Raw genomic sequence first — 14,741 nt, 5'->3', positions numbered from 1 at the left:
CGGCGGCACCGGGCAGACACGCCCGCCCCACCACCCGTTCAGCCGTCTGCGGACAGCACCAGCCCCGACGTGGGAACGCCCGTTCCAGCGGTGATCAGCACGTTCGAAGCGCCCGCCACCTGGTTGACGCTGCTCCCGCGCAACTGGCGGACCCCCTCGGCGATGCCGTTCATCCCGTGCAGATACGCCTCGCCGAGCTGACCGCCGTGGGTGTTCACCGGCAGCCGGCCGTCGATCTCCAGCCCGCCGCCCGCGGCGAAGTCCGCCGCCTCCCCCGGTCCGCAGAAGCCGAACTCCTCCAGTTGCATCAGCACGAACGGGGTGAAGTGGTCGTAGAGCACGGCCGTGTCGATGTCGGACGGCGTCAGCCCGGAGGTCCGCCACAGCTGACGGGCGACCACCCCCATCTCCGGCAGCCCGGTCAGGTCGTCACGGTAGAAGCTCGTCATCTGCTCCTGCGCGCGGCCGGCGCCCTGCGCGGCGGCGGCGATCACGGCGGGCGCGTGCCGCAGATCGCGGGCCCGCTCCGGCGACGTCACGACGATCGCCTGGCCGCCGTCCGTCTCCTGGCAGCAGTCCAGCAGCCGCAGCGGCTCGACGATCCAGCGCGAGGCGGCATGGTCGGCGAGGGTGATCGGCTTGCCGTGGAAGTACGCGGCGGGGTTGTTCGCGGCATGGCGGCGGTCGGCGACCGCGACCGGGCCGAAGGCCGACGGATCGAGCCGGAAGGCGTGCAGATACCGCTGCGCCGCCATCGCGACCCACGACGCGGGCGTGAGGAGGCCGGACGGCAGATTGGCGCCGAGCGCCACCCCTTCGGCGGAGGGGTCGCGCTGCTGCACCCCCGATCCGAACCGCCGCCCGGACCGCTCGTTGAACGCGCGGTAGCAGACGACCACGTCGGCCACCCCGGTCGCCACCGCCATGGCCGCCTGCTGCACGGTCGCGCAGGCCGCCCCGCCGCCGTAGTGGATCCGCGAGAAGAACGACAGCTCACCGATGCCGGCCGCCTGGGCGACGGTGATCTCCGGGCTGGTGTCCATGGTGAACGTGACCATGCCGTCGACGTCGGCGGGCGTCAGCCCGGCATCGTCCAGCGCCGCCTGTACGGCCTCCACGGCGAGCTTCAGTTCGCTGCGGCCGGAGTCCTTGGAGAACTCCGTCGCCCCGATTCCGGCGATCGCGGCCCGGCCGCCGAGGCTGTCGCGGTTGCGGACGCTCATACGGCTGCCTCCGGGGTCGGGAGCACGACGGTGGCTGTTCCGGTGACGTGCTGGCCGAGCTTGTTGACGCCGAGGACGGCGATCTCGACGGTTCTTCCTGACATGTCGGCTTCGACGGACGTCACCTTGCCGGTCAACACCATCTCGTCATCCGGGTAGTTGGGCGCGCCCAGCCGGATCCGTACCGCCCGCAGCACCGCCCCGGGCCCGGCCCATTCGGTGATGTAGCGGCCGACCAGGCCGTTCGTGGTGAGGATGTTCATGAAGATGTCCGGCGAGCCCTTCTCCCGGGCGAGCTCCACGTCGTGGTGCACGTCCTGGAAGTCCCGCGAGGCGATGGCCCCCGCGACGATCAGCGTGCGGGTGACCGGGACGCGCAGCGGCGGCAGTTCGTCACCCGCCCGCACGGAGCCGGCCGGCGTCCGGACCGGGGACTGCGTCATACGGCCTCCTCCGTGTCGGGTGCGCCCAGCAGCACACCGAGTTCGGCGAGCACTTCCGCGCCGCCGCCCAGATACGCGTCCAGCTGACGCCCCCACAGGAAGTGCCGGTGGACGGGGTGTTCGAGGTCCGCGCCGATGCCGCCGTGCAGATGCTGCCCGGCGTGGACGACGCGTTTGCCGCCCTCGGACGCCCACCAGGCGGCGGTCAGGGCGTGGGAGGCGGCAGGCAGGTGGTGGTCGAAGCGCCAGGCCGCCTCGTAGGCGGTGACGCGGATCGCCTCGGTGTCCATGTGCGCGTCGGCGGCGCGCAGCAGCACGCCCTGGTTCGTGGACAGCGGACGCCCGAACTGCTCGCGCACCGAGGTGTAGGCCACCGCCCGCGCCAGCGACCCGGCGCAGACCCCGGCCTGCAGCCCCGCGAAGGCGGTTCGGGCCTGTGCGAGGACCTCCGCGTAGGCGGACGCGTCACCGAGCGGCTCGGCGGGCGTGCCGTCCAGGACGAGCCGGGCGGCGGCCCAGGGGGCGGTGGTGTCGACAGGCTCCGCGCCGGCCGGGACCGGCAGCCAGAACAGCCGCGTGACCGTGTCCGTACCCGCGCCGGTATCGGCGGGGACGAGGACGTGCGTGGCCTCGCGCAGCCAGGGCACGACGGGGAAGGTGCCGGTCAGGCGCCAGCCGTCGCCGCTCGCGACGGCCCGCGCGGACCGGTGCGGGAAGGCGCCCGTGGCGGTGTACGAACCGTCGCGCAGACCGGGCAGCAGCCGGGCGCGCTGCTCGTCCGTGCCGTGCGCGGCGACCGGCAGCAGACCGTACGCGCAGGTCGCGGCCAACGGGATCTCGGCGGTCCTGCGGCCCGCCTCCTCCAGCAGCAGCACCAGGCCCAGCAGCCCGATCTCCTCGACGGCGGCCACCAGCCCGGCCTCGCACAGCGCCTTCCATGGCTCGGTGCTGCGGTCGAGTATCTCGGCCGCCAGCTCACGGGCCGCCCGCTGCTCCTCGGTGGGTGTGAAGTCCATGTCAGTCCTCCACCGACCGGAAGACGGGCAGCGTGAACTCGCCGTCGACCGTCAGGAATTCGAGCGTCACGGGCAGGCCCGCGCGCACCTTGTCGTACGGAACTCCGGTGACGTTGCCGAGAATCCGCACGCCCTCCGCCAGCTCCACGAGGGCGACGGCGTACGGCGGGTCGAAGGCGGGGAACGGGGGATGGTGCATGACGACATAGCTGAAGACGGTGCCCTCGCCCGCGGCCCGGACGGTGTCCCAGTCCGGTGAGCCGCACGCGTTGCAGCCCGGCAGCCACGGCAGCCGCAGCGTGCCGCAGCCGGAGCAGCGCTGGATGAGCAGCTCGTGCCGCTCCAGGCCCTCCCAGTAGGCGGCGTTGTCGCGGTTGATCACCGGGCGGGGGCGCCGTGCGGTGGGTTCGGCGGTCTTCGCGGTGGTTGCGGTATTGGGGGTCTTTGCGTTCTTCGCGGGCGCGTACTTGAGGATGCGGAAGCGGTGGGTGCCGGACGGTTCGCCGTTCGCCTGGACGTCCATCCGCGTCGTGACGAAGTGGCCGGTGCCGAGCTTCGTGGTCTTGCGCGGCGAGATGGACTCGATGACGGCGTCGAACGTGATCCGGTCGCCGGGACGCAGCGGCCGGAGGTACTCCTGCTCGCAGTCGGTCGCGACGACCGAGGTGCAGCCGGCCCCGTCGAGGAGCTCGAAGACGTCGTCGTAGGCGCTGGAGCGCGCGGTGCCGGCGGTGTGGCCGGAGAGCCCGCCCATGGTCCACACCTGGAGCATGGTGGCGGGGGCGGAGCCGTCGGCCGGGACGGGGTGGCCCATCGCCTCGCACCAGTGGCGGATCATCGGCTCGTTGACCGGGTCCTTGCCCTCGCCGCCGGCCGCGGCGGTCCGCCCCACATAGACCTTGAGCCGCTCGTACAGGTCGCCGGCCACTGCCTCGTCCGTCACCGCTTGCTCCTCTTCATCCCGAGCCGCATCGTCGCGACGATCTCCCGCTGGACCTCGCTGACGCCGCCGCCGAAGGTGTTGATCTGCGCGGCCCGGTTCATCCGTTCCAGTTCGCCGTTCTCGCCGCCCCTGACGAGCGCGGTCTCGCCGACGGCTTCCTGGAGCGCGCGGTAGACCTCGATCGCGCTCTCGGTGCCGGCGAACTTCACGCCCGACGCGTCGCCCGGGGTGAGGGTGCCGGCGCCGACGTCCTGGACCAGGCGCCAGTTGAGCAGCCGGGTCGCGGAGAGCCGGGCGTGGGCCTCGGCCAGCCGGGACGCGACCCAGGGGGTGTCGATCCGGCGGGTGCCGTCCTCGTCGGGTGTGCGGGCGCTCGCGAGGGCCGCGTCGTAGAAGTCCTCGGCCTGCATGCCGATGGCGGCCAGCGCGACCCGCTCGTGGTTGAGCTGGTTGGTGATCAGCGACCAGCCGGCGTTCTCCTCGCCGACGAGGTTGCCGTACGGGACGCGGATCGCGTCGTAGTACGTGGCGCTGGTGGTCTGACCGCCGACGGTGTGGATCGGGGTCCAGGAGAAGCCGGGGGCGTCGGTCGGGACGAGGATGATCGAGATGCCCTTGTGCTTGGGCGCCTCGGGGTCGGTGCGGCAGGCGAGCCAGATCCAGTCGGCGCCCTGGGCGTTGCTGGTGAAGGTCTTGCTGCCGTCGATCAGCCAGTCACCGTCGCCGCTGCTCTCGCCCTCGCTCTCGCTCTCGCTCTCGGCCCCGCCCTCGGCCGCGCCCTCAGGCTCCTCCGGTCCGGTTCTGACGGCGCGGGTGCGGAGGGAGGCGAGGTCGGTGCCGGCGTCCGGCTCGGTGTAACCGATCGCGAAGACGCAGTCGCCGGAGAGGATCCGCGGGAGGAAGTACTCCTTCTGCGCGGGCGTCCCGAACTTCATCAGGGTCGGGCCGACGGTGTTGAGCGTGACCATCGACACGGGGGCACCGGCCCGGTAGGACTCGTCGAAGAACACGAACTGCTCGTCGGGGCCGCGGCCCTGGCCGCCGTACTCGGTGGGCCAGCCGAGACCCAGCAGGCCGTCGGCGGCGATCCGGCGGAGGAGACCGCGGGCGAGCGGTCCGCCCGGCGGTTCGGCCCGGAGGGCCTCGCGGGTCTCCTCGGGTATCAGGCGGCCGAAGTACTCGCGCAGCTCGGCCCGTAGCCGGTGCTGGCGCGGGGTGGGGGCGAGGTGCACGGCGACGGCCTCCACGGGGTCGTGAGATTTTCTGACTGACCGTCAGATTCTCCGCCCCGCCCCACCCCTGTCAAGACACGAGAAGTTGTCCACAGGCTGTGGATGAAAGTTCGCGACCTCCGAACAGGACCGCCGAACCCGGCCGGAGTCGCGACCACCGAGCCATCCTCCCGGCAGAACGCGACCGCGCGACGGCACTGAGCGTGCCGCCGCGCGGTCGTGTCACTGATCCCGGTCGTACGGGCTCGTCACCACCACAGCGGGGTGAAGTGCACGTTCACGTTGCTCTGTTCGATCGCGGTGAACCCGGAACCGTTCACGCTCGCGGTGTTGTTCTGGTTCGAAGCGCCCGATCCGCTCGCGCCCTGCTGGGTGGTGGTCACATTGCCGTGGTTCGAACCACCCACGTTCCCACCGGAGTTGCTCACGATGGTCGCGTTCGAGTGGTCGCCGGCGAAGGCGCCGTCGTCAGCAGCTGCCGAGCCCGCGAAGAGCACCGCGGCGAGGGGAAGTGCCGCCACCGCGGCGAGGACGCGGAAGGTACGGATGCTTGCCATGTTGTTCCTCCAGGGAACCGAATACGGGGGTGTGCGGGACGGTTGGCCGACCGCTCCGCCGACTGGTACGACGTCGCCGGAATCAGAGTTGCCCACGCAATCCCCGGCGAACCAGACCGGACGGGCTATTTAGCTCGCAAGCGTGACGATCTGTCGACAAACATTCAAAGTGCCATCGAAATACCCTTCATCGTCTTTTCTCCGCCCGGATCGCCACCCCACAAGAGCGGAAACGTTCAGGCAGATTTTCGGCCAACCTTCGCGCCGTCCGGCCGCGCCGGGCAATCTCCCACCTGCGCCCCCTCCCCTTTTTCGAACGTGAGTACGAAACTGGAGGCATGGCCCCTTCCGTCCTGCACGCCGCCGCGCTCGCCAACGCCCTGGCCGCCGCTTCGCGGCACCTGGCGGTCATCCCGCTGTCCCGCACCAAGCTCCCCGCCGTGCGCTCCCCGCACCGCGGCGCATCCCCGCCCGACTCCTCACCCGTCTCCCCGCCCGTTTCCTCACCCGCCTCGCCGCCCGCTTCCCCGTCCGTTCGCTGCCTGGGCGAATGCGGCCGGATCGGCCACGGGGTGCACGACGCCACGACCGAACCCGCCGCCGTCCGCGCGCTGTTCGCCGCCGCCCCCTGGGCCACCGGCTACGGCATCGCCTGCGGCCGCGCCCCGCACCACCTCATCGGCCTCGACCTGGACGTCAAGCACGGCCTGGACGGCATCGCGGCCCTCGCCGCCCTGGCGCACGAGCACGGCTTCGCCGTCCCGGACACCGTCACCGTCCTCACCCCCAGCGGCGGCCGCCACCTGTGGCTCACCGGCCCCGCCGGGATCAGCGTCCCCAACTCCGTCGGCAGGCCCGGCACCGCCCCGGGACCCGGCATCGACGTCCGGGGCCACGGCGGCTACCTCGTCGGCCCCGGCTCCATCACCAACGCCGGCCGCTATCTGCTGGCGCCGCGCTCCCCCGGCCTCCCGGCGGCCCCGGTCCCCGCCCGGCTGCTCCGCCTCCTCACCCCGCCCCCGCCGCCCTTACCCCGCCGCACCGCCCCCCGCCACGCGCTGGCCCTCGTCCAGTTCGTCCGCGACTCGCCCCGCGGCCAGCGCAACACGCGCCTCTACTGGGCCGCCTGCCGCGCCTACGAATCCGGCCACGGCGACAGCCTCGCCCCCGCCCTCATCGACGCCGCCACCAGGACCGGCCTCCCCCGCCAGGAAGCCGCCGCCACCGTCGCCTCCGCCGCCCGCCAGGCTGCGCCATAATTCGAACACGTGCTTGAATTGCCGAGCCGTGACGCGTTCGGGCTCCCGCCCGCGGCGCGCACGGCCCTGCGCCGGCTCGCCGCTCCACGGAGTCCGCCGAGAGACGACCACCCGGGCCACGGCACCGGACCCCACGAGTAGCGTGACGAACGAGAGGGCGCGGCCATGAGCGCGGACGGGCCCCGGTACCTGACCGATCGCCAGGAGCAGATCGCGAAGGTCATCGTCGAGTGGACGGACCTCTACGGCTACCCGCCGACCGTCCGGGAGATCGGCGCGGCCGTCGGCCTGCGCAGCCCCGCGACGGTCGCCCACCATCTGCAGATCATGGAGAGCAAGGGCGTCCTCTCCCGCGTCCCGGGCCGCCACCGCTCCTACCAGGTGCACCGGCTCTGAGAGTCGCTGAGCGAAGGACGACGAAAGGACGCCCGCACCTGCGGACGCCCTTTCGTACTGCGGAGGATGTGAGATTCGAACTCACGGTGACATCGCTGCCACGACGGTTTTCAAGACCGTTCCCTTAGGCCGCTCGGGCAATCCTCCCGCGCCCCGCCCACCTGCGGTGGAGCGGCTACAGCCTAGCGTCTGGCGCGCTCAGGGAGGGCCGGTGGCTCACACCTGGGCCGCTCGCTCCCGGAATGGGCGGCCGGAGGGCCCGTCGGCGGGCCGGGCGGGTGGAACTCCACCCGTGGTTCCACCCAGGGGTCCAGGTGTGAAAAGCCGTGCGGCAGCAGGCTTGGGGCATGACAACAACCGAGTGGATCACCGACATCGCCCTCGTCCTGGTCGTCTTCCGGCAACTGCGGGAAGGTCGCCTGGACCTGCGGTCCTTCCTGATTCCGCTGGGCATCGTGAGCTTCGTGGCCTACACGTACCTCGACACGATCCCCACTGCGGGCAACGACCTGGTGCTGATCGGCGCCCTCATGGGCGCGGGCGCCGTCCTCGGCATCGCCGGCGGGGTCTACACCCGGATCCGCTCCGCGGGCGGGCACCTCCTGATCAAGGCCGGTCTGGTCTCGGCGGCCCTATGGGTACTCGGCATGGGCGCCCGGATGGGCTTCCAGCTGTGGGTCAGTCACGGCGGAGCCGACGACGTGGCCCGGTTCAGCATCACCCACCACATCACCAGCGACCAGGCCTGGGTCGCGGCGTTCGTCCTGATGGCGCTCACCGAGGTGGTCACCCGCCTCGCCACGATCTTCGTACGGAGCCGGATCACGGCCCACCTGCAGCCGGCCCCGGCCAGGAACCGCGGCCGGTCCACCCTCGAACGTGCCGCCTGACCGTGGGCTATCGTCACGCCGTGCCCATACCCGACAACGCCCCCGCCCCCGGGTCGGCGCCCCACCAGGCGCCGGCCCGCCGGCCGTTCCCCGAGCGGGACCCCTGGGGGCTCTGGCTGGTGGCCATCGGGGTCATCGCCGCCGGAGTCGTGACGATCCGGCCCATGGGTTTCAGCGGCCGCGGCCTGGCGGTCGCCGTCCTCTTCGTGATCAACTGCGCGGTGCTGCTGGCCCGGACGCTGCCCGAGACCGATGTGCCGCCGCGCTTCGCCCTGTACTGGCTGACGTCCGGCATCGTCGCGGCCGCCGCGCTGATCGGCGTCAGCAGCAGCGGATCGGGTTATCTCTTCGCCTTCTTCCTCGCCGGCCACATCGGCTACCGCCTCGAGGCCCGGCCGGCCCTCGTTCTCGCGCTGCTGTGCAGCCTGTTGTGCGCCGGCGCCCTCTACTTCCGCCTCGGTCCCGGCTACCACGTCCTGCCCTGGACCGTCGGCCTGGCCACCGGCATCCCGGTCCTGCCCGGCATCGTCCGCCGCGGCCGGCAGCGGGCGATGCAGGCGGTGCTCGCGGCGGCGGAGTCCGCCGAGCGTGCCGCCCGGGCCGAGGCCAGGACCGCCGTGCTGACCGAGCGCAGCCGTATCGCCCGCGATGTGCACGACGTCCTGGCGCACTCGCTGGCCGGGATCAACATGCAGCTGGAGCTGGCCGACGCGCTGCTCGACACCGGTGACCTGGAGAAGGTCCGGGAGGCCAACGACAAGGCGCACAGCCTCGTCAAGGAGAGCCTGAAACAGGCGCAGTGGACCGTGCACGCCCTGCGTGAGGACGCGTTGCCGCTGCTGGAGAGCCTGACCGCGATGCTCGCATCGTCCGGCCACCACGACGTCCTCACCGTCGTCGGGACGGAGCGGGAGGTGCCGGCCCAGGTGGGCCAGAACCTGCTGCGGATCGCCCAGGAGTCGCTGACCAACGCGGCCCGGCACGCGCCCGGCGGGGACGTCGCGGTGGAGCTGGTGTTCGCCGCCTCGTCGACGGCGCTGCGGATCCGCAACCGGCCCGCCACCCGTACGGCGCCCGTGAGCGCCGGCAGCGGCATGGGACTGATCGGAATGCGTGAACGCGTCGCCCTGTTGGGTGGCACCATCACCGCGGGACCGGTCACCGAGGGACCGGACCAGGGCGGCTGGCAGGTGGAGGCAGTGATCCCGTATGAGTGAACGGACCGAGAAGCACCAGCCGTTGAGGGTGGTCGTCGCCGACGACCAGGCCGCCATCCGGGAGCCGCTGGCCGCGGTCCTCGCGCTGGCCGAGGACATCGACGTCGTCGCGGCGGCGGCGGACGGCACCGAGGTGCTGACCGCGGTCGCCGCCGGGCCGGTCGACGTGGTGCTGATGGATCTGCGCATGCCGCGCATGGACGGCATCGAGACGACCCGCCGGCTGACCGAGGACCACCCCGAGGTGGCCGTCGTCGTGCTGACCACCTTCGCCGACGACGACTCGATCCTGGCCGCGCTGAGCGCCGGAGCCCGCGGCTATCTGACCAAGAACGCCGGTCGGCAGGACATCGTCCGGGCCATCCGGGCGGCGGCCGCCGGCCAGTCCGTGCTCGACCGCGAGGTCCAGAACCGGCTCCTCGCCTCCGTCCGCACCAAGCCGGCGGCGGCGGAACAGCCGCTGCCGCTGCCGGAGGACATCACCCGGCGCGAGCGCGAAGTGCTCACCCTCATCGGGCAGGGCCTGCCGAACCGGGCCATCGCCGAGAAGCTGTTCATCAGCGAGGCCACGGTCAAGACCCACATCAACAACCTGTTCGCCAAGGCCGGCATCCGCGACCGGGCCGACGCCGTGCGCCGCGCCATCGCGGCGGGCCTCGCCTGACCGGAACCGTCGAGCCGCAGGGCAACGAACGGGAAACGACAGGAGGTGAGGTGCCGGTTCGCCCGGCACCTCACCTCCTGTCGTTCCTGACCGCCAGGGTCAGTTCTTCTCGTCGCCGTCGCGCTTGCCGAGGGTGAGGGTGGCGGTGGAGGTCTTGCCACCGCGGGTGTAGGTGATGGTGACCTTGTCGCCGGGCTGGCGCTGCCAGATGGCGCCGATCAGGGTCTGGCCGCTGTCGATGACGGTGTCGTCGAACTTGGTGATGATGTCGCCGGGCTTCAGGCCCGCCTTGTCGCCGGGGCCGCCGGGGACGACGGCCGGGTTGCCGCTGTTGCCGTTCTCGGTGACCTTGGCGCCCTCGCCGCGGTACTGGGTGTCGAGGGAGACGCCGATCACCGGGTAGACCGGCTGGCCGGTCGCGATGAGGTTGGTGGCGACGCGCTTGGCCTGGTTGATCGGGATGGCGAAGCCGAGGCCGACGCTGCCGGCCTGCGTCTGGCCGTCACCGCCGCCGCCACCGGCGGACTGGATGGCCGAGTTGATGCCTATCACCGCGCCGTTGGCGTTCAGGAGCGGGCCGCCGGAGTTGCCGGGGTTGATCGAGGCGTCGGTCTGGATGGCGCTCATGTACGAGGCGCTGGCGCCCTGGCCGTCGCTGGAGGCGACCGGACGGTGCATGGCGCTGACGATGCCGGTGGTGACGGTGCCGGAGAGGCCGAAGGGGGCACCGATGGCGATGGTGGCGTCGCCGACCTTGGTGCTGTCGGAGTCGCCGAGCGGGATCGGGTCGAGCTTGGCGTCACCGGCGTTCTTCAGCTTGATGACGGCGACGTCGTAGCCCTGGGCGCGGCCCACGACCTCGGCGTCGTACTTCTTGCCGTTGGAGAACGTCGCGGTCAGCTTGCCGCCGTCGGCGGCCGGGGCCACCACGTGGTTGTTGGTGAGGATGTGGCCCTGCTTGTCGAAGACGAAGCCGGTGCCGGTGCCGCTCTCGCTGCCGCCCGACGCCTCGATCGTCACGACGCTCGGCAGCGCCTTCGCGGCGATGCCGGCCACGGAGTTCGGCGCACGGTCCAGGACCTTCTGGTCCGAGGACGAACTGACGGTGGTGGAGTTGGAGTCGTCCTCGTGCCGAGCGGCCCAGTAGCCGACGCCACCGCCGACACCACCGGCGACCAGCGCGGCCACCAGCACGGCGGCGACCATCGAACCCAGGCCGCGCGGCTTGCGCTCGGCGGGCGGCGGTACGGGAACGTGAGCGCCCCACACCGGGCCGCCGGGACCACCCGGCTGGCCGGGCTGCGGGACCGCACCGGCGTACTGCGGGAACTGCGCCGTCTGCGGAGCGCCCGGGTACGGCTGCTGAGCGTGGGCCTGCGACGGGTCGGGCTGCGGCTGGCCGGGCGCCGCGGCCGGCACGGCGGCGGGCGTGGCGTACGGGTCCGCGGCGGGCGTGGCGTACGGGTCCGCGGCGGCCTCGCTGTAGGACGCGGCGACCTCGCGGTACGACGCGGGCGCGGCGGGCTCCCCGTAGGACGGGGCGGGCTCGCGGTACGGCGTTTCGGGCTCGCTGTACGCCGCGGGCGGCGTGGGGTCGCCGTGCGACACGGAGGCCGGGGCCGGTGCGGGCAGGGCGTCGGCCACCGGCGCGGCGGGCGCGGGGATCCCGTCCGGGGCCGGCGGCACCACCGGCAGGACGGCGGTCGGCGGCTCGGCCGGGGGCACGGGCGGGGCGGCGGGAGCGGCGGGTTCGGCCGGGAGGGCCGCCTTCGAGAGCTCGCCGCGCTCCGGCGCGACCGACTCCGCGCCGGACTCGGGCGCAGCCGGGACCTGGCCGGCCTCGTTCTCGGTGCTCACAGCGGTTCTCCTATGGTCAGAGCGCGGGTGTCGGACTGGTCACAGCATTTCCCACTGGGTGTCGGACCGCCGTAAGCGGTAGCTGTGTATGGCCCGCGTATGGAGCCGGGGGTGTGGCGGTGCCCAGGCGCGCGCGGTCGGCTTTCCACCGCGACGCGCAGCGATGGCACCATAGCCCGGTGACTTCTGCGCATGCGGTCCGGGATGCGTTCCCGGACGGGAACCCGATCCAGGTCGTCGCCCACCGGGGGGCGTCCGAGGACGTACCCGAACATACGCTCGCGGCCTACCGCAGGGCCATCGAGGACGGTGCCGACGCCCTGGAATGCGACATCCGGCTGACGGCCGACGGCGAACTGGTCTGTGTGCACGACTGGCGCGTGAACCGTACGTCCAACGGCCGCGGCGCCGTCTCGTCGATGGAACTGGCCGACCTCGCCACCCTCGACTTCGGTTCGTGGAAGGGGCAGCACACCGACGGCGAGGCCCCGGACACCACCGATGACGAGCGCAGCAGCGTGCTCACCCTGGAGCGGCTGCTGGAGCTGGTGGCGGACACCGAGCGGCGGGTCGAGCTGGCGATCGAGACCAAGCACCCCACCCGCTGGGCCGGCCAGGTCGAGGAACGGCTGCTGGAACTGCTGCGCCGCTTCGGCCTCGACGCGCCGCCGCCGGGGGAGCGCTCCGCGGTGCGCGTCATGAGCTTCTCGTCCCGTTCGCTGCGCCGCGTGCACACGGCGGCGCCGGCGCTGCCGACCGTCTATCTGATGCAGTACGTCTCGCCGCGGCACCGCGACGGGCGGCTGCCCGCCGGGGTGCGCATCGCCGGTCCGAGCATGCGGATCCTGCGGGCGAATCCGGGGTACGTCGCACGGCTGCACCGGGCGGGGCACCGGGTCCATGTGTGGACGGTGAACGACCCGGCCGACGTCGACCTGTGCGTGCGGCTCGGGGTCGATGCGATCATCACCAATCGGCCGAAGCAGGTGCTGTCCCAATTGGGGCGGTAAATAACGGTATTACGGGGAGTGCACCGGCGCGTTCGGACCGTGTTCGACCGATGTGAGTGCCCCAATAGATCGCAGTTGGCTTGTTTCCGGTCCAGTCCAAGGGGGCATTCATCCCGTGGCGTGGGGTGAAGGAGGTCTCGGGGGTGGCGTTGGTGGTGGCCCAAGAGGTGCCGACGTCCTCGACCATGGCCCTGTCGCATGGTCCGATGGGCGTGGCGGAGGCACGGCGCAGGCTCCGAAGTGAGCTGTGTGCGCACGAGGTGCCGGAGCCGGTGGTGGACGACGCGGTGCTGATCCTGTCGGAGTTGCTGAGCAACTCCTACCGGCACGCGCGGCCCCTCTGCGACGGTCCGGACGAAGAACCCGGCGAGGTGGACGACGCGGCCGACCCCTGCGGCATCCGCGCCGCGTGGCGGATCGGGGACGACGGCCTGCTCAGCGTGGAAGTGACCGACGGCGGCGGCCCGACCCGCCCGCTGCCGGCCAGCCCGTCGCTCACGGCACGCGGCGGCCGCGGGCTGGGCATCGTCAGCAACCTGTCGCTGCGCTGGGGTGTGCGGGACGGGCCGGGCGAGGTCACCGTATGGGCCCTGCTGCCGGTCAGGAGCCGGCACGCGCGGCGCGACGACCTGGCGCCGCGGCTGGACATCCCGATCGATTTCGCGGACCCGTTCGACGGTCTTCCGTAGCGGTCCCGGGTCGGAACCGGCCCCGGACGAGGCCGCGGGACGGCCTTCGGACGGCGATCGTTCGCCGCTCTTTCCCGGATCCGTCGAAGGTTTCCCCCGCGCGTTTCCGGCTGGGGGCCCGGCGAGCGCTAGGCTCACGGCCGAAACGTAGCCGTACCGGGAGAGATCGAGCCATGGCCAAGAAGCGCCCGACGAAGACGAATGCCCCGCAGATCGTCGACGGGGAGATCCCAGTAGTCGGCGCGCGGGAGCCGTGCCCCTGCAACTCCGGCCGCCGGTACAAGGCGTGCCACGGCCGCGAGGCCTCGCACGCGGTGACCGAGCTGGTCCTGCGGCCCTTCGAGGGGCTGCCCGGTGAATGCGACTGGGTGGCGCTCCGCGAGCTGGTGCCGGCCGCCACCGTCGAGCTGACCCTCAAGGGCGGGCTGCCCGCGGACGTGCCGTCGCTGACCCTGGCGACCGTGCTGCCGATGGCGTGGCCGGGGCTGCGCCGCGACAGCGGCAAGGTCCTGCTGGGCCTGCAGAACGACACGGCCTCCGGCGACCTCAGCCGCGGTCTCGCCGACATCCTGCAGCGTGCGCTGACCGCCGAGCCGGGCTCGCCCGTCGAGGGCGCGCGCACCGACGGCGACGGCCCGCGCATGCAGGACCTGCTGGACCTGGACGCGCCGTTCGAGCCGGTGGTGCACACCGGGTTCGAGTTCTGGCTGGAGAACGCCGGTGACGCCTCCGGCGACATCGCCGCCTCGCTGGAACGCGCCAACGCCGCGGCCATCCCGACCGTCCGGCTGTCCGGGGTGGACGCCGCGTACTGGTGCGAGACGCCGGACAAGAACCACCTGCGCTGGGTGATGTCGCACCCGGAGGAGCAGCTGCTCGACGCCATGTCGCGGCTGCACGCCGCCGGGGCGTCCTCGCTCGGCGACAACACCCGTCTGGTCGGCTCGTTCCGTGCGCACGGGCTGGTCGTACCGGTGTGGGACCTGCCGGTGGGCATGGGCGCGGACGAGGTCGAGAAGCCGGCCGCCGCGTTCGGCGAGCGGCTCCTGGAGGCGCTCGGTTCGACCGCACCGCTGACCGGGGACGAACGCCGTGCCCGCAGCGGCTTCATGAACCGGCAGATCACGCTCAGCTGAGCCGGGCGGAACGGAGGCGGCCCGCACTGCGGCGGGCCGCCGCGGAACGAGTGACTCCGGTCACAACTCCGCCTGCCCACCGGCAATTACGGCTTCCGGTTGCATCTCGCGAATTTGCGTACGGAAGAAATCTTGTTACCGTTTAAACAGCCCGGTCGCTGGTGCATCCCCCGTCGCCAGCGACCGGGTTTTGCCATGCCCGGATCCCC

At 72.3% G+C, this 14,741-nt stretch carries 15 protein-coding genes and 1 tRNA gene; 8 read left to right on the top strand and 8 right to left on the bottom strand.

Annotated features, from left to right (window positions below; all coding sequences use genetic code 11):
* Positions 1-38: 38 nt before the first annotated feature.
* From LNW73_RS16925 to LNW73_RS16900, 6 genes are all read right to left on the bottom strand, one after another.
* Positions 39-1,223 carry a lipid-transfer protein gene (locus LNW73_RS16925; RefSeq protein WP_250990484.1) on the bottom strand — a complete coding sequence of 395 codons (1,185 nt, stop codon included), beginning with the start codon at positions 1,221-1,223 and terminating at the stop codon, positions 39-41.
* Entirely contained in the window at positions 1,220-1,666 is a 447-nt protein-coding gene (locus tag LNW73_RS16920; RefSeq protein ID WP_250990483.1) for a MaoC family dehydratase, read from the bottom strand. The genes LNW73_RS16925 and LNW73_RS16920 overlap by 4 nt, the downstream gene beginning before the upstream one ends.
* On the bottom strand, positions 1,663-2,682 hold the full coding sequence (locus LNW73_RS16915; protein WP_250990482.1) for an acyl-CoA dehydrogenase family protein: 1,020 nt from the start codon (positions 2,680-2,682) through the stop codon (positions 1,663-1,665). Before LNW73_RS16915 ends, LNW73_RS16920 begins: the two co-directional genes overlap by 4 nt.
* Position 2,683: 1 nt before the next feature.
* Entirely contained in the window at positions 2,684-3,625 is a 942-nt protein-coding gene (locus LNW73_RS16910) for a bifunctional MaoC family dehydratase N-terminal/OB-fold nucleic acid binding domain-containing protein (protein WP_250990481.1), read from the bottom strand.
* A complete protein-coding gene (locus LNW73_RS16905; RefSeq protein WP_250992941.1) occupies positions 3,622-4,857 on the bottom strand; it encodes an acyl-CoA dehydrogenase family protein in 1,236 nt (411 codons plus the stop codon). The genes LNW73_RS16910 and LNW73_RS16905 overlap by 4 nt, the downstream gene beginning before the upstream one ends.
* 248 nt (positions 4,858-5,105) lie before the next feature.
* Entirely contained in the window at positions 5,106-5,414 is a 309-nt protein-coding gene (locus tag LNW73_RS16900; RefSeq protein ID WP_250976688.1) for a hypothetical protein, read from the bottom strand.
* A 338-nt stretch (positions 5,415-5,752) separates the two neighbouring features.
* Here LNW73_RS16900 and LNW73_RS16895 point away from each other — a divergent pair, with 338 nt between their 5' ends.
* Positions 5,753-6,673, top strand: coding sequence for a bifunctional DNA primase/polymerase (locus tag LNW73_RS16895; protein WP_250990480.1), 921 nt, complete (start codon positions 5,753-5,755; stop codon positions 6,671-6,673).
* Between the two features lie 165 nt (positions 6,674-6,838).
* Positions 6,839-7,069, top strand: a complete 231-nt coding sequence (locus LNW73_RS16890; protein WP_138359511.1) for a hypothetical protein — start codon at positions 6,839-6,841, stop codon at positions 7,067-7,069.
* A 60-nt stretch (positions 7,070-7,129) separates the two neighbouring features.
* On the opposite strand, the gene LNW73_RS16885 is transcribed toward LNW73_RS16890, so the two are convergent.
* Positions 7,130-7,216 (bottom strand) — tRNA-Ser (locus tag LNW73_RS16885).
* 200 nt (positions 7,217-7,416) lie between these two features.
* Here LNW73_RS16885 and LNW73_RS16880 point away from each other — a divergent pair.
* The 3 genes from LNW73_RS16880 to LNW73_RS16870 all read left to right on the top strand — a co-directional run bounded on the left by LNW73_RS16880 (position 7,417) and on the right by LNW73_RS16870 (position 9,840).
* Positions 7,417-7,959: a hypothetical protein gene (locus LNW73_RS16880; protein WP_250990479.1), complete on the top strand. Its 543-nt coding sequence runs from the start codon at positions 7,417-7,419 to the stop codon at positions 7,957-7,959.
* Positions 7,960-8,123: 164 nt separating this feature from the next.
* Positions 8,124-9,176 (top strand): sensor histidine kinase, encoded by a 1,053-nt coding sequence (locus tag LNW73_RS16875; protein WP_250992940.1) that lies wholly within the window; start codon positions 8,124-8,126, stop codon positions 9,174-9,176.
* Entirely contained in the window at positions 9,169-9,840 is a 672-nt protein-coding gene (locus LNW73_RS16870) for a response regulator (protein ID WP_250990478.1), read from the top strand. The genes LNW73_RS16875 and LNW73_RS16870 overlap by 8 nt, the downstream gene beginning before the upstream one ends.
* A gap of 99 nt (positions 9,841-9,939) precedes the next feature.
* Here LNW73_RS16870 and LNW73_RS16865 read toward each other — a convergent pair whose 3' ends face one another.
* Entirely contained in the window at positions 9,940-11,697 is a 1,758-nt protein-coding gene (locus tag LNW73_RS16865) for a trypsin-like peptidase domain-containing protein (protein WP_250976692.1), read from the bottom strand.
* A gap of 179 nt (positions 11,698-11,876) precedes the next feature.
* On the opposite strand from LNW73_RS16865, the gene LNW73_RS16860 reads away from it, so the two are divergent.
* The 3 genes from LNW73_RS16860 to LNW73_RS16850 all read left to right on the top strand — a co-directional run bounded on the left by LNW73_RS16860 (position 11,877) and on the right by LNW73_RS16850 (position 14,532).
* The gene (locus LNW73_RS16860) at positions 11,877-12,707 is read left to right on the top strand and encodes a glycerophosphodiester phosphodiesterase (RefSeq protein ID WP_250990477.1); all 831 of its coding nucleotides are present in this window, start codon (positions 11,877-11,879) and stop codon (positions 12,705-12,707) included.
* Positions 12,708-12,850: 143 nt separating this feature from the next.
* Positions 12,851-13,396, top strand: a complete 546-nt coding sequence (locus tag LNW73_RS16855) for an ATP-binding protein (RefSeq protein ID WP_250990476.1) — start codon at positions 12,851-12,853, stop codon at positions 13,394-13,396.
* Between the two features lie 173 nt (positions 13,397-13,569).
* On the top strand, positions 13,570-14,532 hold the full coding sequence (locus LNW73_RS16850; protein ID WP_250990475.1) for a DUF5926 family protein: 963 nt from the start codon (positions 13,570-13,572) through the stop codon (positions 14,530-14,532).
* Positions 14,533-14,741 lie beyond the last annotated feature (209 nt).

The organism is Streptomyces sp. RKAG337 (assembly GCF_023701715.1).
In the GTDB taxonomy this organism is placed as follows: Bacteria; Actinomycetota; Actinomycetes; order Streptomycetales; family Streptomycetaceae; genus Actinacidiphila.
This window is presented reverse-complemented; position numbering and strand designations above follow the sequence as displayed.

Coding starts and splice junctions, on each gene's coding strand:
- LNW73_RS16915 (WP_250990482.1), bottom strand. CDS start 2,682: ATGGACTTCACACCCACCGAGGAGCAGCGGGCGGCCCGTGAGCTGGCG.
- LNW73_RS16925 (WP_250990484.1), bottom strand. CDS start 1,223: ATGAGCGTCCGCAACCGCGACAGCCTCGGCGGCCGGGCCGCGATCGCC.
- LNW73_RS16850 (WP_250990475.1), top strand. CDS start 13,570: ATGGCCAAGAAGCGCCCGACGAAGACGAATGCCCCGCAGATCGTCGAC.
- LNW73_RS16880 (WP_250990479.1), top strand. CDS start 7,417: ATGACAACAACCGAGTGGATCACCGACATCGCCCTCGTCCTGGTCGTC.
- LNW73_RS16900 (WP_250976688.1), bottom strand. CDS start 5,414: ATGGCAAGCATCCGTACCTTCCGCGTCCTCGCCGCGGTGGCGGCACTT.
- LNW73_RS16920 (WP_250990483.1), bottom strand. CDS start 1,666: ATGACGCAGTCCCCGGTCCGGACGCCGGCCGGCTCCGTGCGGGCGGGT.
- LNW73_RS16875 (WP_250992940.1), top strand. CDS start 8,124: ATGGGTTTCAGCGGCCGCGGCCTGGCGGTCGCCGTCCTCTTCGTGATC.
- LNW73_RS16890 (WP_138359511.1), top strand. CDS start 6,839: ATGAGCGCGGACGGGCCCCGGTACCTGACCGATCGCCAGGAGCAGATC.
- LNW73_RS16895 (WP_250990480.1), top strand. CDS start 5,753: ATGGCCCCTTCCGTCCTGCACGCCGCCGCGCTCGCCAACGCCCTGGCC.
- LNW73_RS16870 (WP_250990478.1), top strand. CDS start 9,169: ATGAGTGAACGGACCGAGAAGCACCAGCCGTTGAGGGTGGTCGTCGCC.